The sequence below is a fragment of the Ktedonobacter racemifer DSM 44963 genome (assembly GCF_000178855.1).
In the GTDB taxonomy this organism is placed as follows: domain Bacteria; phylum Chloroflexota; class Ktedonobacteria; order Ktedonobacterales; family Ktedonobacteraceae; genus Ktedonobacter; species Ktedonobacter racemifer.
Map to the genome: position 1 here is coordinate 3,680,880 of NZ_ADVG01000001.1, position 24,863 is coordinate 3,705,742.

The 24,863-nt window shown below is 54.6% G+C and carries 36 protein-coding genes and 3 pseudogenes; 3 read left to right on the plus strand and 36 right to left on the minus strand.

Annotation, left to right across the window (positions count from 1 at the left end; genetic code table 11):
* Positions 1 to 214: 214 nt before the first annotated feature.
* Both rocF and KRAC_RS15670 read left to right on the plus strand, forming a co-directional pair.
* Positions 215 to 1,108 (plus strand): arginase, encoded by an 894-nt coding sequence (rocF, locus tag KRAC_RS15665; RefSeq protein WP_007908534.1) that lies wholly within the window; start codon positions 215 to 217, stop codon positions 1,106 to 1,108.
* 127 nt (positions 1,109 to 1,235) lie between these two features.
* Positions 1,236 to 2,159 carry a branched-chain amino acid transaminase gene (locus KRAC_RS15670; RefSeq protein ID WP_007908535.1) on the plus strand — a complete coding sequence of 308 codons (924 nt, stop codon included), beginning with the start codon at positions 1,236 to 1,238 and terminating at the stop codon, positions 2,157 to 2,159.
* Positions 2,160 to 2,274: 115 nt separating this feature from the next.
* Here KRAC_RS15670 and KRAC_RS15675 read toward each other — a convergent pair whose 3' ends face one another.
* The 4 genes from KRAC_RS15675 to KRAC_RS79490 are packed head-to-tail and all read right to left on the minus strand — an operon-like array spanning position 2,275 to position 4,053.
* Positions 2,275 to 2,493 carry a hypothetical protein gene (locus KRAC_RS15675; RefSeq protein ID WP_157506466.1) on the minus strand — a complete coding sequence of 73 codons (219 nt, stop codon included), beginning with the start codon at positions 2,491 to 2,493 and terminating at the stop codon, positions 2,275 to 2,277.
* A complete protein-coding gene (locus KRAC_RS15680) occupies positions 2,480 to 3,145 on the minus strand; it encodes a transposase (RefSeq protein ID WP_040442577.1) in 666 nt (221 codons plus the stop codon). Before KRAC_RS15680 ends, KRAC_RS15675 begins: the two co-directional genes overlap by 14 nt.
* On the minus strand, positions 3,132 to 3,821 hold the full coding sequence (locus tag KRAC_RS15685) for a transposase (protein WP_244422071.1): 690 nt from the start codon (positions 3,819 to 3,821) through the stop codon (positions 3,132 to 3,134). The genes KRAC_RS15680 and KRAC_RS15685 overlap by 14 nt, the downstream gene beginning before the upstream one ends.
* Positions 3,733 to 4,053 (minus strand): transposase family protein, encoded by a 321-nt coding sequence (locus KRAC_RS79490; protein ID WP_075164217.1) that lies wholly within the window; start codon positions 4,051 to 4,053, stop codon positions 3,733 to 3,735. Before KRAC_RS79490 ends, KRAC_RS15685 begins: the two co-directional genes overlap by 89 nt.
* Before the next feature lie 395 nt (positions 4,054 to 4,448).
* Between KRAC_RS79490 and KRAC_RS15690 the strand changes: the two genes are divergently transcribed.
* Complete coding sequence (locus KRAC_RS15690) at positions 4,449 to 4,925, plus strand: DUF6194 family protein (protein ID WP_007908537.1); 477 nt, start codon at positions 4,449 to 4,451, stop codon at positions 4,923 to 4,925.
* 143 nt (positions 4,926 to 5,068) lie between these two features.
* Here the strand turns inward: KRAC_RS15690 and rpsI are convergent, their stop codons facing one another.
* The 32 genes and pseudogenes from rpsI to rplC form a co-directional block, all read right to left on the minus strand.
* Positions 5,069 to 5,440: a 30S ribosomal protein S9 gene (gene rpsI / locus KRAC_RS15695; protein WP_040443679.1), complete on the minus strand. Its 372-nt coding sequence runs from the start codon at positions 5,438 to 5,440 to the stop codon at positions 5,069 to 5,071.
* A gap of 54 nt (positions 5,441 to 5,494) precedes the next feature.
* A complete protein-coding gene (gene rplM / locus KRAC_RS15700; RefSeq protein ID WP_007908539.1) occupies positions 5,495 to 5,965 on the minus strand; it encodes a 50S ribosomal protein L13 in 471 nt (156 codons plus the stop codon).
* The gene (gene truA, locus KRAC_RS15705) at positions 5,962 to 6,756 is read right to left on the minus strand and encodes a tRNA pseudouridine(38-40) synthase TruA (RefSeq protein ID WP_007908540.1); all 795 of its coding nucleotides are present in this window, start codon (positions 6,754 to 6,756) and stop codon (positions 5,962 to 5,964) included. The genes rplM and truA overlap by 4 nt, the downstream gene beginning before the upstream one ends.
* Positions 6,757 to 6,963: 207 nt before the next feature.
* Complete coding sequence (locus tag KRAC_RS65945; protein ID WP_157506468.1) at positions 6,964 to 7,590, minus strand: bL17 family ribosomal protein; 627 nt, start codon at positions 7,588 to 7,590, stop codon at positions 6,964 to 6,966.
* 1 nt (position 7,591) lies between these two features.
* Positions 7,592 to 8,572 carry a DNA-directed RNA polymerase subunit alpha gene (locus KRAC_RS15715; protein ID WP_007908548.1) on the minus strand — a complete coding sequence of 327 codons (981 nt, stop codon included), beginning with the start codon at positions 8,570 to 8,572 and terminating at the stop codon, positions 7,592 to 7,594.
* Positions 8,573 to 8,775: 203 nt separating this feature from the next.
* Positions 8,776 to 9,408 (minus strand): 30S ribosomal protein S4, encoded by a 633-nt coding sequence (gene rpsD, locus KRAC_RS15720; protein ID WP_007908549.1) that lies wholly within the window; start codon positions 9,406 to 9,408, stop codon positions 8,776 to 8,778.
* A gap of 25 nt (positions 9,409 to 9,433) precedes the next feature.
* Complete coding sequence (rpsK, locus tag KRAC_RS15725) at positions 9,434 to 9,835, minus strand: 30S ribosomal protein S11 (RefSeq protein WP_007908550.1); 402 nt, start codon at positions 9,833 to 9,835, stop codon at positions 9,434 to 9,436.
* Between the two features lie 20 nt (positions 9,836 to 9,855).
* Positions 9,856 to 10,236 carry a 30S ribosomal protein S13 gene (rpsM, locus tag KRAC_RS15730; protein ID WP_007908551.1) on the minus strand — a complete coding sequence of 127 codons (381 nt, stop codon included), beginning with the start codon at positions 10,234 to 10,236 and terminating at the stop codon, positions 9,856 to 9,858.
* Between the two features lie 92 nt (positions 10,237 to 10,328).
* Positions 10,329 to 10,445 carry a 50S ribosomal protein L36 gene (gene rpmJ / locus KRAC_RS65950; RefSeq protein ID WP_007908552.1) on the minus strand — a complete coding sequence of 39 codons (117 nt, stop codon included), beginning with the start codon at positions 10,443 to 10,445 and terminating at the stop codon, positions 10,329 to 10,331.
* Between the two features lie 172 nt (positions 10,446 to 10,617).
* Positions 10,618 to 10,836 (minus strand): translation initiation factor IF-1, encoded by a 219-nt coding sequence (gene infA / locus KRAC_RS15735; protein ID WP_007908553.1) that lies wholly within the window; start codon positions 10,834 to 10,836, stop codon positions 10,618 to 10,620.
* Positions 10,837 to 11,795: 959 nt separating this feature from the next.
* Complete coding sequence (locus KRAC_RS15740) at positions 11,796 to 12,455, minus strand: adenylate kinase (protein ID WP_007908554.1); 660 nt, start codon at positions 12,453 to 12,455, stop codon at positions 11,796 to 11,798.
* 303 nt (positions 12,456 to 12,758) lie between these two features.
* Positions 12,759 to 14,090, minus strand: a complete 1,332-nt coding sequence (secY, locus tag KRAC_RS15745) for a preprotein translocase subunit SecY (protein ID WP_007908556.1) — start codon at positions 14,088 to 14,090, stop codon at positions 12,759 to 12,761.
* A gap of 266 nt (positions 14,091 to 14,356) precedes the next feature.
* Positions 14,357 to 14,812, minus strand: a pseudogene (gene rplO, locus KRAC_RS15750) (50S ribosomal protein L15); the annotation flags it as partial.
* A gap of 5 nt (positions 14,813 to 14,817) precedes the next feature.
* The gene (gene rpmD, locus KRAC_RS15755; protein WP_007908559.1) at positions 14,818 to 15,003 is read right to left on the minus strand and encodes a 50S ribosomal protein L30; all 186 of its coding nucleotides are present in this window, start codon (positions 15,001 to 15,003) and stop codon (positions 14,818 to 14,820) included.
* A gap of 213 nt (positions 15,004 to 15,216) precedes the next feature.
* A pseudogene (gene rpsE, locus KRAC_RS15760) lies at positions 15,217 to 15,714 on the minus strand (30S ribosomal protein S5); the annotation flags it as partial.
* A gap of 47 nt (positions 15,715 to 15,761) precedes the next feature.
* Positions 15,762 to 16,355 (minus strand): 50S ribosomal protein L18, encoded by a 594-nt coding sequence (locus KRAC_RS78250; protein ID WP_338010118.1) that lies wholly within the window; start codon positions 16,353 to 16,355, stop codon positions 15,762 to 15,764.
* Between the two features lie 360 nt (positions 16,356 to 16,715).
* Positions 16,716 to 17,291 carry a 50S ribosomal protein L6 gene (gene rplF, locus KRAC_RS15775; protein WP_007908562.1) on the minus strand — a complete coding sequence of 192 codons (576 nt, stop codon included), beginning with the start codon at positions 17,289 to 17,291 and terminating at the stop codon, positions 16,716 to 16,718.
* A 12-nt stretch (positions 17,292 to 17,303) separates the two neighbouring features.
* The gene (rpsH, locus tag KRAC_RS15780) at positions 17,304 to 17,699 is read right to left on the minus strand and encodes a 30S ribosomal protein S8 (protein ID WP_007908563.1); all 396 of its coding nucleotides are present in this window, start codon (positions 17,697 to 17,699) and stop codon (positions 17,304 to 17,306) included.
* 100 nt (positions 17,700 to 17,799) lie between these two features.
* Positions 17,800 to 17,985, minus strand: a complete 186-nt coding sequence (locus KRAC_RS65965; protein ID WP_007908564.1) for a type Z 30S ribosomal protein S14 — start codon at positions 17,983 to 17,985, stop codon at positions 17,800 to 17,802.
* Positions 17,986 to 17,999: 14 nt separating this feature from the next.
* On the minus strand, positions 18,000 to 18,545 hold the full coding sequence (gene rplE / locus KRAC_RS15785) for a 50S ribosomal protein L5 (RefSeq protein WP_007908565.1): 546 nt from the start codon (positions 18,543 to 18,545) through the stop codon (positions 18,000 to 18,002).
* A gap of 5 nt (positions 18,546 to 18,550) precedes the next feature.
* The gene (rplX, locus tag KRAC_RS15790; RefSeq protein ID WP_420795786.1) at positions 18,551 to 18,934 is read right to left on the minus strand and encodes a 50S ribosomal protein L24; all 384 of its coding nucleotides are present in this window, start codon (positions 18,932 to 18,934) and stop codon (positions 18,551 to 18,553) included.
* Between the two features lie 11 nt (positions 18,935 to 18,945).
* Positions 18,946 to 19,314, minus strand: a complete 369-nt coding sequence (gene rplN, locus KRAC_RS15795) for a 50S ribosomal protein L14 (RefSeq protein ID WP_007908574.1) — start codon at positions 19,312 to 19,314, stop codon at positions 18,946 to 18,948.
* Positions 19,315 to 19,335: 21 nt separating this feature from the next.
* A complete protein-coding gene (rpsQ, locus tag KRAC_RS15800; protein WP_007908576.1) occupies positions 19,336 to 19,716 on the minus strand; it encodes a 30S ribosomal protein S17 in 381 nt (126 codons plus the stop codon).
* 2 nt (positions 19,717 to 19,718) lie between these two features.
* Positions 19,719 to 19,925 carry a 50S ribosomal protein L29 gene (gene rpmC / locus KRAC_RS15805; RefSeq protein ID WP_007908578.1) on the minus strand — a complete coding sequence of 69 codons (207 nt, stop codon included), beginning with the start codon at positions 19,923 to 19,925 and terminating at the stop codon, positions 19,719 to 19,721.
* On the minus strand, positions 19,912 to 20,343 hold the full coding sequence (rplP, locus tag KRAC_RS15810; protein ID WP_007908579.1) for a 50S ribosomal protein L16: 432 nt from the start codon (positions 20,341 to 20,343) through the stop codon (positions 19,912 to 19,914). The genes rpmC and rplP overlap by 14 nt, the downstream gene beginning before the upstream one ends.
* Positions 20,344 to 20,637: 294 nt before the next feature.
* Positions 20,638 to 21,378 (minus strand): annotated as a pseudogene (gene rpsC / locus KRAC_RS75965) (30S ribosomal protein S3); the annotation flags it as partial.
* Between the two features lie 15 nt (positions 21,379 to 21,393).
* Positions 21,394 to 21,744, minus strand: a complete 351-nt coding sequence (rplV, locus tag KRAC_RS15820; RefSeq protein ID WP_007908582.1) for a 50S ribosomal protein L22 — start codon at positions 21,742 to 21,744, stop codon at positions 21,394 to 21,396.
* Between the two features lie 2 nt (positions 21,745 to 21,746).
* Entirely contained in the window at positions 21,747 to 22,034 is a 288-nt protein-coding gene (gene rpsS, locus KRAC_RS15825) for a 30S ribosomal protein S19 (RefSeq protein ID WP_007908588.1), read from the minus strand.
* Positions 22,035 to 22,037: 3 nt separating this feature from the next.
* Positions 22,038 to 22,874 carry a 50S ribosomal protein L2 gene (gene rplB / locus KRAC_RS15830; RefSeq protein ID WP_007908590.1) on the minus strand — a complete coding sequence of 279 codons (837 nt, stop codon included), beginning with the start codon at positions 22,872 to 22,874 and terminating at the stop codon, positions 22,038 to 22,040.
* A 12-nt stretch (positions 22,875 to 22,886) separates the two neighbouring features.
* Positions 22,887 to 23,183 (minus strand): 50S ribosomal protein L23, encoded by a 297-nt coding sequence (gene rplW / locus KRAC_RS15835; RefSeq protein ID WP_007908592.1) that lies wholly within the window; start codon positions 23,181 to 23,183, stop codon positions 22,887 to 22,889.
* A 17-nt stretch (positions 23,184 to 23,200) separates the two neighbouring features.
* Positions 23,201 to 23,905, minus strand: a complete 705-nt coding sequence (gene rplD, locus KRAC_RS15840; RefSeq protein ID WP_007908594.1) for a 50S ribosomal protein L4 — start codon at positions 23,903 to 23,905, stop codon at positions 23,201 to 23,203.
* A gap of 5 nt (positions 23,906 to 23,910) precedes the next feature.
* Entirely contained in the window at positions 23,911 to 24,699 is a 789-nt protein-coding gene (gene rplC / locus KRAC_RS15845) for a 50S ribosomal protein L3 (RefSeq protein ID WP_007908596.1), read from the minus strand.
* Positions 24,700 to 24,863: the final 164 nt, after the last annotated feature.

Here is a 24,863-nt window from a genome sequence, read left to right on the forward strand (position 1 = left end):
TCCAAAAGCCCCATCTGTAATCAAAAGTCACGCTCCATACCACCTATCCACTTAGTTGAGTATATATGTGGGTGTGTTTGGCAGGCGGACGCCTGCCAAACACACCCACATATATACTCAACTACCCCTCATAGACAAACCTCAAGTGGCAGTCTATAATGAACATAGGAACGTGGAAAGAGTTAGCGTTCAGTGTTGAACAAGAGGTTTTTCTATGCATATTCGTGTTATAGGCGCGCCAATCGATCTTGGTGCAGACCGTCGTGGTGTTGATATCGGCCCCAGCGCCATCCGCTATGCGGGACTTCACGACCACCTACGCGCACTTGGACATACAGTCTCTGACTTTGGAAATATACATGTTCCCCAGCCTGAAAGCAGGCCCATTGGGAGCCCCAAACTCAAATACCTCGACCCCATCGTCGAAGTCTCTGAGGAACTGGCAAACGTTGTCACTGACGCCCTCAAATCCGACCAGTTTCCGCTCATCCTGGGCGGTGATCATAGTATGGCCCTGGGTTCAATCAGCGGCGTCGCCAATGTGCACAAAAACCTGGGCATCATCTGGGTGGATGCACACGGCGACTTTAATATTGAAGAGACAAGCCCGTCCGGCAATATCCATGGCATGATCCTCGCGGCCCTGGTCGGCCAGGGAAACTCCAGGCTCACCCATATCGGTGGCTGGGCGCCCAAGCTCAATCCAGAAAACATTGTGATTGTAGGCGCGCGCGACCTCGATCCAGGCGAGCAGGAACTCCTGCGCAAGCATCGCGTCCATGTTTACACCATGTCAGATGTCGACCGCTACGGCATGTCCAATATTATGAGCCAGGCCATCGAGATTGCGGGCCGCCAGGATCAACCCATTCACTTGAGCCTGGATATGGATTCGCTTGACCCACGCGAGGCTCCAGGCGTTGGGACTCCGGTCCGTGGTGGTCTCAGCTATCGCGAAGCCCACCTGGCAATGGAAATGGTCTCAGACTGCAAACACATGGTCTCTATGGACGTCGTAGAAGTCAACTCCATTCTCGACCGGGAGAACGCGACGGCCCTCCTGGCCGTCGAGCTTATCCTCTCGGCCCTGGGCAAAAAGATCCTATAATCCTGGGACAGTGTTGTCCTGAGCCTTGTTTCTGGAGTATCGTATAACTAATACAACTCATCTCACCAATCATTCCAGAAAAGGAGGGAAGATAGGGAGCAACGAGGCTTCTTATCAGTACCACGCCATGAACGCCAAAGAATTGTTTATGAATGGGGAATTTATCCCCGCCGACAAAGGTATTATCTCCGTACGCACTCACGGCTTCGCGTATGGCACCGGGTGCTTTGAGGGCATCCGTGGCTACTGGAACGAAGAGGAGCAGCAGCTCTATCTCTTCCGCCTGCGCGAGCACTATGAGCGCCTGCTCCGCTCCTGCAAGATCTTAAGCATGTCTCTCCCCTATAGTGTTGAGCAATTGATCGAGCAGAGCACGGAACTGGTACGCCGCAACGGCCAGCATGAGGACGTCTATCTACGCCCCGTCGCCTATAAAGGTGATGAAATCATCGGCGTCAAGCTCCATGACCTGCGCGACGACTATATCCTTACTTCCGAGCCTCTGGGCAACTACGTCGAGATCACGGGTCTGCGCTGTGGAGTCTCCTCCTGGCGCCGTATCGATGACAATGCCATGCCCGCACGCGCCAAAATCTGCGGCAGCTACGTCAACGCAGCCTTTGCCAAGACTGAGGCCCTGCAAAACGGCTTCGATGAAGCCATCATGCTCACACATGAGGGCAACGTCTCAGAGGGCAGCGCCGAGAACATCTTCCTCTACACCAATGGCGAACTCGTCACCCCGGCCCCAACTGAGAACATTCTCCTGGGCATCACCCGCGACACAGTTATCAAGATCGCGGAGCGCGAGCTTGGCATTCCCACGCGCGAGCGCCCGGTGGACCGCACAGAGCTCTACCTCGCTGACGAAATCCTCCTCTGTGGTACAGGCGCACAGATCGCCCCCGTCATCGAGGTCGACCATCGCCCGGTTGGCAGCGGCAAAGTAGGCCCTGTTGTACGCAGATTGCAGGAGTTCTACTTCGATATCGTGCGCGGCAAACACCCTGAATATAGCGCGCAGTGGTGTACCCCCGTTTACAAAAAATAAAGCCTCTCACGGCCCTTAAAAGCCCAGAAAAAGCGAAGCGAGGAGTGTCGGATAAAACCGACACTCCTCGCTTCGCTTTTTAACAAATGGAGTCGAAAATACCATAAATTGAATCTTACGCAACCTTGCTGATCGCAGTTGTGATATGCTGAGAGTTTGCATCGTTTTTCATGCTCTGTGGTTTCTTCAGATGAACCACCTGCTGCCCTTGCATCTTTTTCTTCTTGTCCTTTCTGTCTCGACTCGTTTTGCTCTGATAGAGCACACGAAGCTTGAGCAAATCGACTTCGGCGCGACCATACATACTTCTTTTGATGAGCTTAAGCCGATTCACATTTCCTTCTAAAGGACCATTGCTCCAAGGTAACGTCAGGACCATTGCTCCAAGGTAACGTCAATCCCGCAAGAACGGCATCTTTGTCTTGCTGCACACCCGTCACAAAGGACTCAAACGCTTCAAGATGGCTGGCTTTCACCGCTGCCAGCCAGGCGTCAAGCTGTTCTCCAGTGCGCTTACGCACCATGTGAAGAAACATCTCTACCAATTGGTAGGCGGTCTCAAGGTGTGGGCTCATCAGCCTTAACTGTCGAAGGGTCTCCCGTTCTTCTTCCTTCAAATCCTCATGTTTGCGGAAAAAGAGCCAGGTGGCCTGTGGTGCCGAGAGAGTCAAGAGGGGATTGAGTGGTTTCGTCGCTAATAGGGAACCGCTTTTGCGGGCAGAAAAGCTCAACGCATCTACCGTCTCCAGGTAGCGATAGATGGCTCGTGGTGATCCTTTATACCCTTTTGCTCTCAGTTCTCTTTCCAGTTGTACTCGCCTTCGGCACCCTTGTTGCCAGCGTTCCAGGAGATAGGTCTTGTAGGGATCGATGAGACGTGTTCGAGGCTTGCGAGAACCGGAATAAGGAATATCTCCACGATCAAGCCACTCCCGAACGGTTCGTGGTGCCATACCCATGTGAGCCGCAATCTCAATGCTTTTCATCCCTTGCTGTTGCAGTGCTATCATCTGCTCGTAACGAGCTGTTCGCTCTGCTTGACGAGCGTGTTGTGCTCGTTTCGGAGCCGCGTGTCCTGGGATGACTTTGACGTTCAGGTGAGGGTTGCTGCCCGTCGAGGGTCTTGGCTTCTGCCTGCTCAGCACGACGCAGTTGCGTCAGGCTTTGGGTCAATTGCACTGAGACACATGCAGCTAGATTCTTCACCAAATGCCAGCGGTCACGTACCTGTACAGCTTGGGGAGCCCCTTTTTGAATAGCTGACGCATATTCCGAGGACCCATCGCGGCTAACCACCTTGATGGAGGGATGCTTGAGCAGCCAGGTGGAGACCGTTTTGACCGAGCGGTCGGGAAGCAGGTCAATGGGCAGGCCCAATTCCAGATCACAGATCAGGGTTCCATAGCGCAGTCTGCGCCTGCGTGCCCAGTCGTCCAGCCCAATAACGTGTGGGGCTGATTGAGCTGACGGGTGTGATTGGCGAACCAGACGCAAGATGGTATCGCGACTTCCGCTGATGCCCAACTCACTTCCCACATCCGCTCCGGCTTGGCCCCCGATTTTGAGTCCGAGCTCACAGAGGGCCTTTTGGAGCCGTTTGGTGCGGCTCCGCGTGAGGGTGACAAAGCTCTGGAAGCCGTTCAACGAAGATCTTTTGCACACAGGTATTCTTTTTGCAAAAGAAACGACGCACATGCAGAATGAGACGAAGCGGACGCCCAACCGAAGGAAGGTCACGGAGTGCACGTGTATAGCGACTTTGGATGCGCGAAGATACGGTCCCACATGAGGGACAAGGAGCAGTTGGGGAGGTCGTCCGTAAGGTCAGGGTGATTTCCTCAGCTATTTCTACTCCTTCTCCTTCGATGTGAGGAAGGTCTGGAAAAATGATCATAGAATGGTTTTTGAATCCTCAAAAAAGCTCTGAAAAAGCGAAAAAATGTTCAACTTTTTAGTATACCACATTACTCATCAGCAAGGTTGCGTAAGATTCATAAATTCGCCGTTTCTGACTCATAAATTCGTCAGTCTCCTGAGCTTGAATGGATGAGTCAACAATGTTTTTCAGAGGAGCGGTACGAGCAGTCATGTAAAACCCTCAAGTACCTCTAGAGGTTTCTCCAGATTTTCCCTCTGCTCTCTACTATATGATTCGGGAACTGGAGCTTGAATATGGCACTGTCAGTATCCATCACAAACGCTACGCACTGCCTAAGTCTCAAATTGGGCATGAGTGTTGTACAGTAGAGATGTGATCAAAGCAAAGTAGTCAGGAAAGGACCAGTACCCATGAATGAATCTGAGATCAGCCAGTATATCATTGCGACATTTGAGGGCGTGGATGTGGTGGTCGCTTCGGGCGACAGCTTCTTCTTCTACAACCCGGATAGGAACGTACCACCAGATCACAGATGTATGTTTGTGACGATTGTGACAAGCGATATCAATGACCAGTTCTCCAATCTCAACCGCCCGTCGGTCTTTCGCTTGAATATCGGCATCGACAAGCAGACGTTTCGCTCGCTCTTCGGCAAACCCTCGCTTCCTTCTGGCAGCGACAGCGCGGCGATCAGCGGCGAGAACGAAAGCTCCTACGACTTCACTGCCTTGGATCAAATAATGCCTCACCCAGTGTATGGCCGAATGTTCTGGGTGTGCGTGCTCAACCCTGGTGAGGAGACGTTTGAAACGAAAGTGCGGCAACTTCTGGGCGAGGCGTATAACCTGGCAGTGAGCAAGTACAAGAGACTGGCAGCTAGCAGGTAAGTAGAGGAAATCATTGTACCCTTGTACCCATGCGAAGCACCGCAGGTATCGAGAAGGAAAGACCCCTGCCAGAAAAAATCCAGCAGGGGTTGAAGTCTTGGGTTCCAACAGGACCACCAAAGACGCTTGTTTCGCGGGGGAAACTAACGCTTTGTGTACTGTGGGGCCTTGCGGGCGCGCTTGAGGCCTGGCTTTTTGCGCTCTTTCATGCGTGGATCGCGGGTCAAGAAACCAGCTTTACGCATGGAGGGCTTATTCTCGCCATCCTGGCGAACCAGGGCGCGAGCCAGGGCATGGCGGATCGCGCCAGCCTGACCGGCTGTGCCACCACCAACTACACGCACGGTAATGGTGTAGTTGCCGATGTTCAGCTCGCGGACGGGCGAGATGATCGTCGAGACATGTGTCTCGCGCTTGCCAAAGTACTCAAAAGCGGGTTTGCCGTTGATTGTAATGCTACCATCACCGTTGGGATAGAGGCGCACGCGAGCAACCGCCGTCTTGCGCCGACCCATGCCGTAATAGTACTCACCTTTAGGTGTTTCAGCCAAGGTAGGATCTCCTCTTCTTTACTTCTCAGCGGCGGGCTGCTTCAACAGAGCTTCCGCCCCCGCCCAGACCACGGGTTTCTGGGCCTCATGTGGATGTGTTGAGCCAGCATAAATCTTCAGGTTCTTCATCACCTTCGCACCGAGGCGGTTGTGCATAACCATGCCATGGATCGCGTGCTCAAGAGCGCGCTCGGGATGTTTGCCCTCGACTACCTGGCGCAGCGTCTGCTGCTTCAAACCACCAGGATACTGTGAGTGGCGATAATAGACCTTCTGGTCCAGGCGCTTGCCCGTAACCGCGATCTTATCGGCATTGATGACGATAACACAGTCGCCAGTGTTAAGATTCGGTGTGAAGGTAGGTTTATGCTTACCGCGCAAGATCTGCGCGACCTGCGATGCCAGACGACCCAATACCTGTCCCTCGGCATCGATAACATACCATGTGGGTTGCAGATCAGCGGCCTTGGCGCTATATGTCTTATTCATTGTCCATTAACTCCAAATTTTTCAGGATACTCAACCCGTACCAGACACAGCCCAAGCGATGGGGCCGCTGAACCAGGGTGCGTTTTCTCCGCCCGCTGCACAATCTCGGCAAACTCCGCAACACTTAGGCGTTGCTGTCCTACCAACAGGAGTGTGCCAACCATCCTGCGTACCTGCCCCGTGAGAAAGGCATCAGCAGTAAAGTCACAATAGATGAGTTCTGCTTGCTGATGATCACGCAAACAGCGGGCCTCTAACATTGTACGAATACAGTGATGTGGTCCTGGCTTGAGTGGATTGGAATCATTGGGACTATGTCCAAACGCTCCAAAATCCTTCCGACCTAGTAAATAGCGACACGCATCATCCATCAGGGTCACGTCTAACTCGCGTGAACAGTGATAGGCATAGCGCGCGCGTAGGGCCGTGGGAAAGCACTCATTCCAGATCGTATAGCGATACGAACGGCTCTGCGCGCTAAAGCGAGCATGAAAGCCTTCCGGCATCTCTTTCGCCCAGCGAACCACGACAGTACTGGGTAAAACGGCATTCAGTGCTCGCCGCCAGACCTCAACGGTCAGACGCGACTCCGTACGGAAGTGGATAACCTGGCCGCTGGCATGAACGCCAACATCGGTCCGACCCGCTCCCATTACCGTGATTTGTACGCCACTGATCTGCGTTACCGCAGCTTCCAGTGTTCCTTGCACCGTCGGACCATGGCTCGCGCTTTGCCGCTGAAAACCATGGTAGTCAGTGCCATCATACTCAATACCGCACGCAATAATCATACATTTTCAAAAGTACAGCTTTTTCGTACATTCTGTACGCTTCTTGACTAGAGTGAAAGCGACTTTTAATTTTTTCTTTCTTCCGCACCTGGTACGCCCTTGCTGATCGAGCCTGCGCCGGCGACCCATCATGAATAACCTCATGAAAAAGCTACGAACGTTCTGTCGTAGCGCTGTCGCCCCTACGCTGTGTGTAGGCTCTCCGGGTTATACCAGGGCGATCTGCGCAATCTCCGCTGCATCACCCTTACGCCGTCCCAGCTTGGTAATGCGCGTGTAGCCACCTGGGCGTCCGACATAGCGAGGAGCAAGCTCGTCGAACATCTTCTTCACGACCAGCTCATCAGGGAGCGCGCTCAGGATCTGGCGGCGAGCGTGAAGCTCGATCACCATTGCCTCGTAGGCAGCCGCCAGAGCCTTCTCCGCCTCAGACTCGTTCGAGAAGATCTTCAGCAGTTCTTCACGGCGAGCCTGGTGCTTCTGCTCCAGGAACTTACGGCCCTTATCGGTCAGAGGAGCCTTCTGCTGTTTAGCGCGCTCTTCGTTGCTCCCGACAGTCGCCTTCAGTGAGAAGCGGCCTCGGCGGGCAAACGCCAGGATCTGCTCGGCCTTCTCGGTATCGCTGACCACCTTAGCCAGGTGCTCACGAGCAGCCAGACGGCCCTTGACGGCCGTGCTAATCAGCTTCTCTGCTTCGCCGCGAATAGCTTCTACACGCGAGGTAGTTGTATTAATATGGTCATACCGGAACAGGCCTGCCATCAGGTTACGGCGCGCAGAACGACGGCGCGGCTCAGGCATGTTCATCCGGTTTCCGGCAATTCGGTGCCTCAACTCATTCCTCCATTTCGTGGTCGCCGTCTACGTCGGCTCCAACCGCGCTTGTGCGCGGATTAGGCAAGAAGTTGCGCGCTAGCAAGCGCTCACGCAGCTCTTGCAAGCTCTTCTCACCAAAGTTGCGTACGCCAAGAAGATCTTCCTCATTCATCGAGAGCACCTGACCTACCTTCGTAATATTGCTACGCTTCAGGCAGTTATAGGCACGTACCGAGAGATCGAGTTCCTCAATCGGTGTATCGTAGATCTTTTGTGGGATGGGCAGGCTGCTCAGCGGAGCCTTTTCTGGCTCGGGCAGAGAGGCGCGATAGTTGGCAAGCAACGTAAAATGTCTTACCAGGACATCAGCGCTCTGGCGCAAGGCCTCATCCGGTGTAATAGTTCCATCGGTCGTGACCTCAAGAACGATCTTATCGTAGTTTGTCATCTGGCCAACACGAGTGTGCTCAACCGTGTAATTGACCTTTTGTACTGGTGTATAGATGGCATCAACGGGGATCACACCAATGGGTTGATCCTCCTTCGAGTCAGCAGGCACGTAGCTGCGACCAGTCTCCACCACCAGTTCCATGTCTAGATGAGCATTATCGTTATCCAGAGATGCGATATGCAACTCCGGGTTCACGATCTCCACCGTGCTTGGTGCGACGATATCCGCCGCCGTGACCTCGCGCTCGCCATTGACCTCCAGGCGCATCGTGACGGGATGCTCGGAGAAACTGCGCAGGCGCAACTTCTTGATATTCAAGACGATATCGGTCACGTCCTCCAACACACCGGGGACATCCTGAAACTCATGCTGCACGCCCTCGATCCGAATAGAGGTCACGGCTGCACCAGGCAGCGATGACAGCAATACACGCCGAAGCGCGTTGCCCAGGGTCTGGCCGTACCCCGCCTCTAACGGCTCGATGTCGTAACTCGCATAATTCCCTTGTGTCTTGGTGTTCTTTATACGAGGCAGAGTAATATCTAGCAAGGTTCAAACCTGCCTTTCTTTTTCTACCACTATCCATCCGCAAGCGTGCTCTCTCTCCCAGGTTTGCTGCATTACCGCAGCCTTAGGAGCACGCACTGGAAGAGGGAGACGCCACGAATGGCGGTAGTCCAAGAGTGCTATGCCCCCAAGCGGCTCCATATAAGGAGCTACGCCCAGGGATCGACCCACCGCAACTCAACGTGTTATCGCTGATAGTACTCGACGACCATCTGCTCATCGAAGGGCAGCTCGAGATCTGTTCGTGAAGGTAACGTCAGAACACGACCAGACATCGCATTCACATCCAGGCGCAGCCAGGTTGGAATACCCTTCTGAGACAACAGCAGCGCGCGGCTCTTGAAGTACTCAAGGCTCTTGTTGGAATCACGCACCGCGATCACGTCGTTTGGCTTGGCGATGAAGGACGGAATGTCCGTTTTGCGGCCATTGACAACGAAGTGACCATGGTTGACCAACTGGCGAGCCTGCGCGCGCGAATCGGCAAAGCCCAGGCGATAGACCAGGTTGTCGAGCCTCATCTCAAGGATCTGCAACAGGTTCTCGCTGGTCTTACCAGGGCGGCGGGCCGCGGCGACGAAGTGTTTGCTGAACTGGCGCTCCAACACTCCATACGTACGACGCACGCGCTGCTTCTCGCGCAACTGCTTCGCATAACCCGACTCCTTACGCGCACGGCTCGTGCCATGCTGTCCAGGGCGAGTATTGCGACCATGGCGCTCAAGTGTGCACTTCTGGATACACTTGTCGCCCTTTAAGAATAGTTTTACCCCCTCACGTCTGCATAATTTGCAGACCGGGCCGGTATAACGCGCCATCTATATATCCTCCTCAAAACCCAGGCTATACACGACGCCGTTTGGGCGGGCGGCAGCCATTGTGCGGAATAGGTGTTACGTCGGTAATCGATGTGACATTGAGACCTGAGGCCTGCAATGAGCGGATGGCCGCCTCACGACCGGAGCCGGGTCCCTTCACAAACACATCGATCTGCTTAAGCCCATGATCCATGGCGCGGCGCGCCGCCGTCTCGGCAGTCACCTGAGCGGCATATGGCGTGCTCTTGCGCGAGCCTTTAAAGCCCTGCGCTCCCGCGCTGCCCCAGGAGATGACATTCCCATTGGGATCCGTGAGCGTCACAATCGTGTTGTTAAACGTAGCCTGAATATGAGCTTGTCCACGCGGTATGGATTTTCTTTCACGCCGCCTGACTTTGCCAGTAGTAGCTTTCTTCTTGTCTGCCATGCTTTCTATCTCTCCCGGCGTTACTTCTTACCGGCCTTCTTCTTACCGGCAACGGTTCTCTTTGGTCCACGGCGCGTGCGCGCATTCGTACGAGTACGCTGACCATGTACAGGAAGGTTACGACGATGGCGCAGGCCACGATAGCAGCCGATATCAATCAAACGCTTGATATTCGTCTGAATTTCGCGGCGCAGGTCACCCTCAACCTTGTGTTCACGGTCGATGACCTCGCGCAACCGGTTTACCTCTTCTTCAGTCAGGTCCTTAACGCGGGTGTCCGGATTGATTCTTGTCTTCTCCAGGATCTTCTGGCTTGTAGTAAGCCCGATACCATAGATATAGCACAGCGAGATCTCCACGCGCTTCTCACGTGGAATGTCAACGCCAGCAATTCTAGCCATCTTTCCCTCCAGCTTCGAGTTCCCCCTTCCACTCACCCGCCACAACAAGGAACTCTCTGGACGGGAACGGAATGGAAACTCGCAACGCCATTTTAGCCTTGCTTCTGTTTATGCTTTGGATCTTTACTACAGATCACCATTACCACACGGTGACGGCGGATAATCTTACATCCGTCACAACGTGGCTTTACCGAGGCACTCACTTTCATGACTTGCTCTCCTCAAGATAGTTAAGTCTCTACTAACCTTCCAGGCACACAAAAGTACAACAGCACGCTTGTGAGCATGCCTCGACTTCCTAGACGGTGCCTGTCGCTTTCTCATACACCTGTCTGGGTCACAGGTAGCAACGGGAACAAAGAAGGATGCCTAACTCCACCATCAACCCTTAACTCGCCATGTGATACGGCCTCGCTTCAGGTCATATGGGGATAGCACTACTCGTACCTTATCACCTGGAACGATACGCACGAAGTTCATTCTGATACGCCCTGAGAGGACTGCCAGGACTTCATGTTGCTCGTCTATTCTCACCTTGAACATGGCATTGGGGAGGGCCTCTAGTACAGTACCCTCGACAGCTATTTCATCTTTTGGCATAGCATCCTTTCCCTGATCATCGGGACATTTTTCTCTCCTGCTCTCGGCTCATCACAAGGATCGTCTACGCGTGGCAGCCAGCACGCGGCAGCTCTTCTCTATAAAATGCATCTGAGAGAGAGGACGGCTATCCGCGCTTACTACCTATTAGGAAACCTGAGCGCGCTTGTCCCCGAATGGGGGAAGCGCTAGCCACGAGAGTGGCGTTGGTTTCCGCACAAGAACTTTCAGGCGGACAACGACAGATACATTTTGCTCAAGCCGCTCTACAGGTACACAAAGCGGCTCCCCTTGAGGCAGCACACCTCAGCACCGCTTGTGACTCTTATCCCATTTGAGTGTATTTGCTCAGCTAAAGCTTTGTTACTCTTACAAGTACAAAAGGGCAGCAGTATGTACTGCTGCAGCCAACTACGAATTATAGCATACATTCTCCAGGAAGTCGAGAGGGCAATTCTCTGATGCCAGAATAGACCTCTCGACTTCGCCATTAGAACATTCGTAGTCGTCCGTGTCACCCACAACTCTCTTGTACTCCACTCTTCGTGTACCGACGTACAACGACGTGCGGAGTAACCCGGATAGCCCTTTGTGGGTTATCAGGCAGTACACTTTCTGCCCCAGTCCTTCTTCCAGTAAAGAGCCGCCTTCGCAGAGAAGACCTCGCCCCCTCAGGGAGAGGCTTCCTCTGTTGAGCGGCTTTCAGCTCTTCTGCCTGCGTACTCGTTTATCCAGTTTCCACCTGGCTGGCTCCAAACCGAGAGCACCACCCGGCGGCGGCGAGTACCTACCTGGTATACCTTCTTATGCGAAAAGCAGCCCCACTACCGTGGCTAGTGCTTCACGCTCAGTTTTTCACCAGGTAGTACCCAGTATACGAAAACCAACGCCACTCTCGTGGCTAGCGCTTCCCCATTCGGGGACAAGCGCGCTCAGGTTTTCGAAAGGGAGTACCCAGTTTAGCACTGACCAGCACGTTCGCTAATCACGTTGACCAGCTCCTGCTGTACACGATCAATGCTCTGGTTCCCATTCACCCGAATCAACTTCTGCTGGCCATCGTAGTAATCGATCAGGTGAATCGTATCATTAAAGAAGATATCCAGGCGCTTCTGTATCGCCTCTCCACGGTCGTCGGAGCGCTGATACAGCTCGCTACCATCGATATCACAGATCCCCGCAATCTGCGGGGGGTTGGTTTCAATGTTATAGACATGCTGGTGAGCTTTGCAGATATATCTGCCCGAGAGGCGCTTGAGCAACTCGGCTCGCGGCACCTCCAGGTAGAGCGCGTAGTCAACCCGCTTGCCTACATTTGCCAATCCTTTATCTAATGCCTGGGACTGGGCAATAGTACGGGGGAAGCCATCCAGAATCACGCCATTCGCACAGTCCGGGGCTTGCAGGCGATCCAGCACCATGGCGATGGTCAGGTCATCGGGGACCAGGTGACCATCATCCATGTACTTTTTCGCCTTCAGCCCCAACTCCGTCTGCTGGCTTATGGCGCTGCGAAACAAATCGCCACTAGCCACGTGACGAATATCGAGCGACTGCGATAGCTTCTCGGCCTGTGTTCCTTTGCCAGACCCTTGAGCACCGATCAGGATAATGTTCACGTTTTTCCTCCAGCGGAAAAATGGCAGGGAGTGCGCCGCTGCACTCCCATACACACATGATAGACATTCTCCAGCACAGACCGCTCTACCGCTGCCATGTCCCTCAGTACCCCTATGGAAGCGCAGTGAAAACAGCCACTGCGGGGCGGCACAATTCCCCTGTTACTTCCTATCCGAAACCCTGCGCGCTTGCCGTGCCACCGCTTGCCCCAGATGGGGGTCAGGTGGTCCCCGAATGGAGGCGAAGCGCTAGTCACCCCCATTCGGGAACAAGCGATAGGACGCTGATTTCGGAATAAGAATTTAAGACAGGAAACCCGAATAGTTACGCATTACCATCTGGGCCTCAAGCTGTCTCACGGTATCCAGAACGACACCGACTACAATCAGTAGCGAAGCACTTCCAAGCAACTGGTTGCCACCAACGCTTGCGAAAAAGGGTAGAACAGCTATAATGCCCAGGAACAACGCACCTGCCAATGTAATGCGATTGAGAATCGCGAACAGGTAGTCGCTCGTAGGCTGACCGGGCCGGTAGCCCGGGATGAATGCGCCCTGCTTTTGCAGGTTCTCCGGTATATTTTGCTGCTGCCACATAACGTAGGCATAGAAGTAGGTGAACGCGACGACCAGCACAAAGTAGATCGCCCAGTACCACCATAGCTTCGGGTTGACCAGGTAGGTCGAAACCCACACAGCACTATCGCGCAACCAGGGTGTGGTGCTCGAGGTCAGGTACTGCGAGATAACCGACGGGAAGAGCATCATTGACTGCGCGAAGATCAGCGGGATCATACCCGCGCTATTGACCTGCATCGGAATGTAGGTTGTCTGCGCGGAACCAACCAGCATATTACGCCCGACCATACGCTTGGTTGGATACTGCACGGGTACGCGACGCTGTCCCAGATAAATGTAGACAATGCCGACAATGGTAATCAGGCCGATCAGCAGGAACACGCCGATGCTGACGATACCGCTACCATTACCACCACCAGAGGTCGCGGAGACATAGCCCTGCTGGACTGTCTGACCCAGGCGGCTCACAATATTACCAAAGATGACCAGCGAAATACCATTACCGATACCGTTCTCTGTGATCAACTCACCAATCCAGACCAGGATCATAACACCGGCGGTCAGGGTGATGAGGATTGCGAACGATTCGAGGGCGTATTTTGGATCGACCAGGCTGAAGTTTGTCAATACGTGCTGATTCTGGTACAGCGCGCACTGGCCGAATGCCTGCAAAAAGGCAAGAGGAACAGCGATCATGCGAGTAATCTGGCTGGTGCGCAGGCGACCCGCCTCACCCTGCATGGCCAGGTTCTGCAAGGCCGGAATGATGGGTTGCAGCAACTGCATGACGATGGTAGCGGTGATATACGGGTAGACGCTCAGAGCCACAATGGAGAACGTCTGCAACGAACCACCAGAGAACACATCGAGTAGACCCAAGAGCTGGCCGACGTTTTTGCCGCTGTTGAAGAGACTAACCAGGGCTTGATGCTCGGTGCCTGTAAGAGGAATGGTGATGTGGGCCAAAATACGGACCACGATCAGCATTGCCAACGTAAAGAGTATTTTATTGCGCAAATCGGGAACAGTCCAGATACTACGCAGCTTTTCCCACATGGGAGCCTCCTTCCGGCTTTCAATCCTCCCGCATTGCTATACAAGGCTCCAAGACTCTATCTCGACTCTATCTCTAAAGCCTCAATATATCGGCTCTAAAGCCTCAATATATCGGGAGTCTTGCATAGATGGAGAGGAATGAAGGACAGACTCTCAAGTAACCGCTGCCACGGGGCAGGGGTCGTGGGGGATTACTCCCCCGCGCCCTGCTCTGTTGCAGACTTCTCATCTTTACGACGCTTCGTCTTCTCGTACACTTTGCGCTCGATAATTTCAATACGACCACCGGCCGCCTCGATCTTCTCTTTCGCGCTCGCCGAGAATTTGTGCGCGCGGACAGTCAGCGCGCGGTCGATCTCGCCATCGCCCAGCACCTTGATCAGGCCGCGAGCCTGCGCAGGGATGAGCAGCCCCTTCTCAACCATGGCCTCAGGAGTAACCTGAGTGTCGGCTTTGAAGTGAGCGAGATCAATAACATTAATTATAGTATAGTCATCACGGAAAAGGGGATTCTGATTCCCCAGACCACGAAGGAAGGGTAAGCGCTTTGAAAGGCGAGTCTGACCGCCGTTAAATGCGCGATGGACGCGCCCGCCAGTGCGAGCTTTCTGACCCTTAGTACCACGACCAGCGGTCTTACCACGACCGGAGCCGTGCCCGCGACCGAGGCGCTTCTCAGTCTTATGCGAACCTGGAGCAGGCTGCAAATTGGAAAGGTTAATTTGACTCACTCTGCAATCTCCTCAACCTGCACTAGATGATTGACTTTGCGAATCATGCCACGCACCGCAGGCTGGTCGTTATGCTCAACGATCTGGTGCAGCTTGCGCAGCCCCAGAGCGCGGACGGTATCTTTCTGATCCTGCGCGTAACCGATTGAACTCTTTACCCATTTTACGCGTAATTTAGCCATTGCTTACTCCTATCGACGGCGCTCACCGCCGCCACCGCGGCGCTCACCGCCACCGCCACGACGATCACCGCCGCCACGACGATCACCGCCGCCACGACGACCTGCTGCTGCTGCGCGACTCTCACGCGCCTCTTCCTCACGTGCCGCACGAGCGGCCGCAGCCTGCTCAGCCGCGGCTGCCGTCGCGGCTGCCATCTGCTCGGCGCGCTTCTTGCCAAGCAGCTCAACTACGGTCTTCCCACGACGTGCCGCCTCGGCATCGGGGGAGCGCAGTTCGCGTAACGCCTTGACGCATGCCTGAACGGTGTTTGCCTTGTTAGTGCTTCCCAGCGTCTTGGTCAGGATATCGCGGACGCCCGCGGCCTCCATGACAGCGCGGACCGCACCACCGGCGATAACGCCCGTACCAGGGGCTGCCGGTTTGAGCAGCACCTCAGACGCGCCAAAGTTCGTCTTCACCAGGTAAGGAATGGTTGTGCCAGAGAGAGGCACCTCAATCAGGTGCTTCTTCGCGTCTTCCACTGCCTTGCGAATCGCCTCAGTGTACTCAGCTGCCTTACCGAAACCATACCCAACAAAACCATTGCGATCACCGACAACCACCAGGGCACGAATGCTGAAGCGTCGGCCACCCTTCACCACCTTGGAGACGCGGCTGACCTCAACCACGGTCTCTTCAAGGTTCAGTTTTGAAGCATCAATTCTTGCCATAATACTCCTCATGCCTCTTTGAAAGGCTTATTGGCTCTCTCGTGGCCCTAGAAATCCAGTCCCGCTTCACGAGCGCCTTCAGCAAGCGCCGCGACTCTGCCGTGATAGGCATAGCCACCGCGATCGAAGACAACCTGCTTAACACCTTTTTCCTGCGCTCGCTGGGCCACCAGCTTCCCAACCTCGTGCGCCAGGGAGACCCTCCGATTGCTCAAGATGCTCGCCAGCTTCTCGGTCTGGCTCTTCTTCTCTTTTTTCGGAGCTTCGGCCACAGCGGCGGCACGGCCACCTTTAGCGGCTTTCTTCCCTTTGGCGGGAGCAGCTTCTTCCACAACCTCTTCTACTGCGACGGGCGCGCTCTCGGTCTGGACAGCCTGTTTGTGCTGCTCAGTAGTGACCGGCTTAAAGTCCCGCAGGCTCTCGTCCAGAGTAGAAGCCGAGACCAGGGTCTTGCCCGTGGTATCGTCAATAATCTGCGCGTAGATATGCCGCCCACTGCGGAATACGTTCAAACGTGGGCGCAGTTCTGAGCCTTCAAGGTGGCGTCGAATTCGCTGGTGCCGCCGCAGCCTTGCTTGATTTGCATGAAATTGTTTAATCATTGTCCGTGAACAGAAGATCCATATTCTCTGCTCTCCCATTACCGGGAGGACACAGGAAAACGTCCTCTGCTCATCCCCTTTCTGCAAAATGCGCGATTGAGGGACTTGGAATACGTGGTCGGCACTACGTCTCCCGGGTTCAGCCCTCGCGTCGCGTCTTTATGTCTTGCCATACAATCGTGTGAGTGAAAGCTAGCCGCTGCGAAGCGGCATTCACGATTGCTTTTTCATGACTTGATAAGAGACCGTCGAAAGATAGTATAAAGCAGTCGTAAACACTATGCCAGTCACCCGGACCAGGTGTGCTGGTCCTGCCGTAACGGGCCGTATGCAACAAGTACCAGGAGGACTCTCGAAGACTCCTCCCGGATGCCTACAGCAGAATGTGTTTGCCGTTATTTACTTCTTCTTTCCGCCGACTTTACCGGCCTTACCAGCCTTGCGGCGAACGGCCTCGCCAGCATAGCGGATGCCTTTGCCTTTATAAGGCTCGGGCTTGCGGATTTGGCGAATGTTGGCCGCCAACTGACCAACCGCGTGCTTGTCGATGCCAGTAACGCTGATGCGGGCCGCCTTGCTGGCGGGATCAGGCGCTTCAAGCTTCAACTCGATACCCTGAGGGGCCTGAACCTCCACCGGGTGCGAGTAACCGACCAGGATGATCAGGTTCTTCCCCTGCTGGACGGCGCGATAACCCACACCATGGATCTCAAGCATCTTGGTATAACCAGTGGTCACACCCACAACCATGTTGTTGATCAACGTGCGATACAGGCCATGCTTTGAGCGATGCTCTCTACTATCCGAAGGGCGAGTCACCGTCAGCGTGCCGTCCTCCAGCTTCAGTTGAAGCTGAGGATCGACCTGCTCAGACAGCGTGCCCTTGGGGCCTTTAACCGTCACGAGATTGTCTTCGGTCCAGTTCACCTGCACCGCTTGCGGGACAGTGATAGGAGCACGTCCAATACGCGACATTCTAACCTCCCTTTACCAAACGTAGCAGATGACTTCGCCACCCACGCCCTGTTTGTAGGCGCTAGCGCCAGTCATCAGGCCCCTAGATGTCGATACAATCGAGATACCGAGGCCACCACGCACGCGGGGAATGTCGGTCTGTTTGCTATAGACGCGCAGACCAGGCTTGCTCACGCGTTTGAGCTGCGTCAGGACAGGCTTCTTCTCCACATAGCGCAGCGTCAGGCGCAGCGTTCCCTGTGGATTATCCTTCAGGATCTCGATATCTTTAATGTAACCTTCTTCTTTCAGCACGCGCGCAATCGCCAGCTTCATTTTCGACGCTGGAATGAGTACGCGAGTATGTCGTGCTGTAGCCGCATTACGGATGCGCGTCAGCATATCCGCAATGGGATCAGTCATGTTCATGGAACATCCTCCACTAAGTTTCCCAGGCAGCTCGACGCTCAGATACAGCGACGCTGCTCTGTAGTCATCAAAGCCAACTGGAACAATTCGCGACTACAATCTACCAGCTCGATTTTGTGACGCCGGGTAGCTCACCGCGCAACGCCCGTTCGCGGAAGCAAATGCGGCACAGGCCAAACTTTCTCATATACGCACGGGGTCGCCCGCAAACCTGACAGCGATTGTGATGCCGCACCTCAAACTTGGGCTTGCGCTGCGACTTAATGATCATTGATATTTTTGCCATCGCGCCCTCCAGCGTTACTTCTTAAAGGGCATGCCCATTAGTGCGAGCAATCTGCGCCCCTCTTCATCTGTGCGAGCCGTAGTGACGATACTCACTTCCATGCCGCGCAGCTTGTCTACTTTATCGTAGTCGATCTCTGGGAAGACCAGCTGTTCGCGCAGTCCCAGAGTATAGTTGCCGCGGCCATCGAAGGCATCAGCCGAGATGCCCTGGAAGTCACGGATACGTGGCAGCGCGACGTTGATCAGCTTATCGAGGAAGTGGAACATGCGCGTACCGCGCAGTGTCACCATACAGCCAATCGGCATCCCTTCGCGTAGTTTAAACGCGGCCACCGAGCGCTTGGCACGTGTCACGACCGGGCGCTGACCAGTAATGGTCGCCAGGTCGGCAACGGCGGCATCCATAGCCTTGGCATTCTGGATGACTTCGCCCATGCCAATATTAACAACAACCTTGTGAATGCCAGGAACCTGCATCGGATTAGCGTAGTTAAACTCCTTATGCAGGGCCGGCACAACCTCTTGACGATATTTTTCTTTCAAGCGTGATGCCAACATGATGCTTAACTACTCCTCGTCCGGTCCTGAATGACTTTGCCACAATGTTTGCAGATGCGAACCGAGCGCTCTTTGTCACCCATCACGCGGCGCTCATGGCCGACGCGTGTAGGCTCGTTGCACTCTGTGCACTTCAACATAACGTTCGAGACATGCAGCGGCATCGCCTTCTCGATGATGCCACCCTGGCGGGTCTGTCCCTGCGGTTTAACGTGCTTCTTCACGACGTTCAGGCCCTCAACAATTACCTTGCGGTCCTGGGGCAACGCTCGCGAAACCGTTCCTTCTTTACTCTTATCCTTGCCCGTGATGATCAAAACGGTGTCACCCTTTTTGATGTTCATCTTCGCAAGGTGAAGGGGTTTCTTCTCTTTCTTTTTTACTGACATCTTTCCCCTCGTTATAGCACTTCTGGCGCGAGTGAGACTAGTCTCATAAAGTTCTTCTCACGCAGTTCGCGAGCTACAGGGCCAAAGATGCGGGTGCCCCTGGGATTGTTACCGGGAGCCAGGATAACTGCGGCGTTCTCATCGAAACGGATATGCGAGCCATCACGGCGGACATATTCCTTCGTTACACGCACGACCACAGCATTCACTACTTCGCCCTTTTTTACCTGTCCGTTCGGAGTCGCTACCTTCACTGAGGCTTTGATAATATCGCCAACCTCAGCGTAGCGCTTGGCCGAACCGCTCATCACGCGGATACACATGATCTCTTTAGCGCCGGTGTTATCGGCGACTTTCAAGCGTGTCTGCGGCTGAATCATCTGTTCGTCCCTCTCTTAACTCTATTCGGCAGACTTTTCAGCTTCCGCGGATGATTCGCTCTGCGTCAGGTTGGGATCAACCTCAGCCAGAACTTCTGCAACCGGGACGATACCACTTCCGCTCTTTACGATCTCGACCAGGCGCCAGCGCTTAAGCTTGCTCATGGGGCGAGTCTCCTCGATGCGCACAACGTCGTCAATCTGACACTGGTTGTTCTCATCATGAACATGGAAGTGTTTCGTCTGCTTGTATGTTCGCTTGTAGATACGATGCTTCTTCAATGACTCGACCGATACAACAATGGTCTTGTCCATTTTATTACTAATTACTCGCCCGACCTTCTGGACGCGGCGCACTGAAGGCGCCGCGGTCGAGCTAGTAGTGGCTACTCGCTCTGTCATGATTATTCACTCTCCAACATCGTCAGGCGATGCAACAAGCGTGCAATATCTTTCTTAGTGTTCGAGAAGACGCGGTTGTCTTTGACTTCACCGCGCTGCTGCTGCAAGCGGAGGTTAAAGAGCTTCATACGAAGTTCCTGAATCTCTTTGCGCGCCTCGCCCTCGCCCATCTCGCTAATTTGCTTGCGACGTTCGTTAAGCTTCGACACTCTCCGCCTCCCCTTTGGTAATAAAGCGGCACTTGACAGGCAGCTTGTGGATAGCAAGGCGGATGGCTTCCTTCGCGATCTCTTCGCTGACGCCACCGATCTCGAAGATGATGCGTCCAGGCTTCACCACGGCAACCCAGTGATCGACCGCACCTTTACCGCTACCCATACGGGTTTCGGCAGGCTTGGCGGTAATAGGTTTGTCGGGGAAGACGCGGATCCAGACTTTACCACCACGCTTCATATAACGCGTCATCGCGATACGAGCGGACTCGATCTGACGCGCCTCCATCCAACATGGCTCCAGAGCCTGGAGGCCAAAATCGCCGAAGGCAAGCGTTGCGCCGCGAGTGGCTTCGCCCCTCATACGCCCACGATGTTGGCGACGGTACTTTGTTCTTGATGGTGCCAATAACATGGCTTCGCTCTCCTCTTATTCGCCCTGAGTGGACTCGGTAGGCCCAGCCGGTGGCTGCTGCGGCGGTTGCTGCTCGGCCGCTGGCTGCTGACGCTCGCTCTGTGGACGTGGGGCGCGCTCGCCCTGTGGGCGTGGGGCGCGCTCGCCCTGCGGACGTGGCCCGCGTGGCGGTCGATCTCCCTGCGGACGTGGCCCACGCTCACCCTGCGGACGGGGTCCGCGCTGGGGGCGCTCACCACCACGTGGTCGGTCTCCCTGAGGACGCTGACCGCGTGGGCCGCCCTCGCCTCTGCGGCGATCAGGACGGCGTTCGCCAGACTCACGCGGGGCGGTAGGTGCGAACAGATCCACGGCCTCCGCGCTTTCGCGACGGCGGCTTGGCAGAATGTCCCCGCGATAGATCCACACTTTTACGCCAATCACACCAAAGGTGGTGTGTGCCTCGGCCAGGCCATAATCGATGTCGGCACGCAGGGTATGCAGAGGAACCTTGCCCTCAACCTCTTTCTCGGTGCGAGCAATTTCCGCGCCACCCAGGCGACCACCAGCGATTACCTTGATGCCCTTCGCGCCAGCACGCATCGACTTCTGAACCGCCTGCTTCATCGCACGACGGAAAGAGACGCGCTTCTCAAGCTGATCGCAGATACTGCGGCCAACCAGGTACGCGTCCAGCTCAGGCTGGCGGATCTCGACGATCTCAACGCGCACACGCTTCTGCGTTTTGGACTCAAGGTGAGCCTTCAGTCTCTCTACCTTTTCACCACTCTTACCGATAACAATACCAGGTTTGGCGGTGTTGATCTTTACCAGCACCTGTTTGGGGGCTGCGCGCTCGATCTCAATTTTTGAGACGCCCGCGTCAACCTTGGCCCCATGGGCGCTGGAAAGCTCTTTGTTGATCATACGGCGGATCTGGATATCCTCCGCCAGGACATCTTTGTAGTTGTTCTCAGCGTACCAGCGTGACTGCCATGATTCCCAGCCTTTGATGACGCCAAGCCGGAACCCTATTGGGTGTACCTTGTGTCCCAACTGTGTCCTCCTTAATTAACGGCCCGCGTCAGCAGGATCGTCAGAAACAATCACTGTCACATGGCAGAAGCGGCGCAAAATACGAGCCGCGCGGCCATGTGAGCGTGGCTTTACACGCTTAATGCGGAATGAATCGTCCGCGACAATGTTCAAAATGTATAGATCATCGGGATTGAGACTGTAGTTATTCTCCGCGTTCGCCGCAGCCGAGGCGACAACCTTGCGTACAGGTGTCGCACCAGCATTGGGCAAATACTGGAGAATAGCCAGAGCCTCATTTACGCGAAGCCCCTTCACCGCATTCGTCACCAGACGCATTTTGCGCGGCGAAATTCCGATGTCTTTTGCAATAGCTCTGACTTGCATCTCTACCTCACCGAAGTGGTCTTCTCATTTTTTCCGCCCGCATGACCACGATAATGCCTTGTCGGGGCGAATTCACCAAGTTTATGACCAACCATGTTCTCAGTAATATAAATCGGCACATGGGTCTTCCCGTTATGCACACCGATGGTCATACCAACCATCTCGGGGAAGATCATCGAAGCGCGTGACCAGGTCTTGATCAAGCGGCGGTCGCCGCTTTTGCGCATGACAAGCACCTTTTTCCTGAGAGACTCGTGTATATATGGTCCCTTTTTTCTTGAGCGCGACATTTCTTACTTCCTCCTGCCCGCATTGCGACGGCGAACAATGAAGCGATTGGTTCTCTTGTTCCGACGAGTCTTGAAGCCCATTGCAGGCTTGCCCCAGGGAGTCTGTGGCTTACCACCAATGGGGGCACGGCCTTCACCACCACCATGAGGATGGTCTCGTGGGTTCATTACCGAACCGCGAACGGTCGGACGGCGCCCCATATGGCGCGAACGACCGGCCTTACCGATGCTTACATTCTCGTGATCAAGGTTACCAACCTGGCCAATGGTCGCCATGCACAGAATATGCACATTGCGCAGCTCTCCAGAGGGGAGGCGCAACAAGGCGTAATCGCCCTCTTTCGCCATCAACTGGATGCCGACACCAGCGCCACGTGCCAGCTGACCACCGCGGCCACGCTCCATCTCCACGTTATGAACCGTGGTACCGGTCGGGATGTTCTTGAGGGGCAGGGCGTTACCAACGCGGATATCCGCTTCAGGGCCAGCCTCTACACGATCCCCAACCTTAAGGCCCAGAGGAGCAATGATGTAGCGCTTCTCGCCATCTAGATAATGCAACAGAGCAATATTGGCAGAGCGGTTTGGATCATATTCGATCGCCGCGACCCGAGCCGGGACACCAAACTTGTTGCGCTTAAAATCGATGATACGATACGCACGCTTTGCACCACCGCCACGATGGCGGGTCGTAATTTTACCCTGATTGTTGCGACCAGAATGCTTCTTCAGCGAAACAGTCAGCGACTTCTCAGGCTTTGTCTTTGTAATCTCCTCGAATGTCGAGACGGACATGCCACGACGCCCAGGAGACGTTGGTCGATACTGTCTGATTGGCATCTCTTATATCCCTTACGCCTTCATTGCGTCGATTGTCTGTCCTTCTTTGAGGGTGACAATCGCCTTTTTCCATTCGCGAGCCTCGACTGGACGCGGGGCCGCTCCACGCCGTCGGATCGAGCGCGGCTTACCAGGCATACGCATCGTGTTGACATGCGTCACGTTGACTTTGAAAAGCGTCTCGACCGCGCGGCGTATGTCAACTTTGGTTGCAGTTTTCGCCACTTCAAAGGTATACTGGTTCTGCTCTTGCAGCTTCACCGTTTTCTCGGTAATGATACCTCGGCGTAGTATCTCTGTGATTTCCACAGTGTGTTCCTCCTCGCCTACGCTTCGCTACTGGTCTCCGCTGCTGTAGCTTCATCGCCAATCTTAAGGGTGGCTTCTTCAGCGCTCAACCCCTCACCAAAGACCAGCTCAATCCAGCGCACAGTCTTGGGTGTCATGACGATATAATCATGCTTCAGCAGTTCAACAACGTTGATCGAGGAGACATGTTGGACTTTCGCCGAAGGAATGTTACGCGTAGATAATACGACGTTCTCATCGCGCTTCGGCAACATCATTAGGACCTTTTTCCCCTCGCTTGATGGCAGCTTTTTCAGCAACTCAAGCATGTCCTTTGTGCGGGGGGTCTCCATTTCAAGCTTGTTCACAATGATCAAGCTCTGATTCGCCACTTTGTCCGAGAGCACCGAGCGGATTGCCAGGCGGCGCATCTTCTTGGGCACATCATGGTGATATGGATGGGGCTTCGGACCAAAGACGGTACCGCCGCCACGAAACTGAGGTGCGCGGGTGCTACCCTGACGAGCACGACCCGTACCCTTCTGTCTGTAAGGCTTTTTATTACCGCCCGAGACTTCGCTGCGAGTCTTGGTTGAAGCATTGCCTTGACGGCGATTGACCAGTTGCGCGGTAACGACCTGGTGCAAAACCGCCATGTTGGGAGTGACCCCGAACACCTGCTCGCTCAGCTCGAGCTGTTCTACGGCCTCTCCGGCCATGTTATACACTGTAGTCGAGGGCATTTCGGTTACCTCATCACATGCTTCTTAATCGTGAGCAAGCCGCCATTGGCGCCAGGTACCGAACCCTTTACCACCAGCAGATTGCGCTCAGGATCAGATTGAACTATTTGCAGTTTCTTTACTGTTACGCGCGCATTTCCCATGCGACCAGCCATGCGTGTGCCCTTCAAGACACGGCCTGGAGTCGTACCAGAACCGATGGAACCCGGGGCTCTCAAGCGGTCTGACTGACCATGCGTGCGAGGACCACCGCGGAAGCCATGACGCTTGACACCACCCTGGAAGCCCTTACCTTTGGTAATGCCCACGATGTCAACGATCTCGCCGTCGGTGAACAGGCTAGCATTAAAGCTATGTCCCAGTTCAACGCTCCCCAGGTCCACACCTTCCTGCAATCCTACTTCGCGCAACACTTTGAAAGGGCCAAGTTCTGGTCCTGGGCGGCGCTGGCGGTTCTCTCTGATCTTGAGCAACTTGCGTACTTGCTTGCTCTGCTTCTCTTCTTCTTTGTTCTCTTCGCTCTTTGCCTGCTGGTCATGCGTCTGCAATGCCTTGCGCTGTCCCTTCAGCAATGGCAGGCTATGACCAAGATGTCCCAGTTCAGGACGGGTTGAGTGCTTAAGGGTGGTCTCTTCAAAACCAATCTGTACTGCCTCATACCCATCACGGGCCACCGTTTTGACCTGTGTTACGATGCAGGGGCCGACTTCAATTACAGTGACCGGAATGACGGTGCCGTTTTGGCCAAACACCTGGGTCATGCCGACCTTCCTGCCCAACAATGCATCTAGCATATTCTTTTACCTCTTCATACTGTAGGCATCTGAATACTCAGTCCACCAGCGTCTCTCGTGTTAAGAGATCGAGCATTAACGCTCTTTTTCCACCCTCCATGTCTCACAAAAAGACACACAAAATGGTTCCCATCCCTGCAACGATGGCTTTCTCGCGCTTCTTC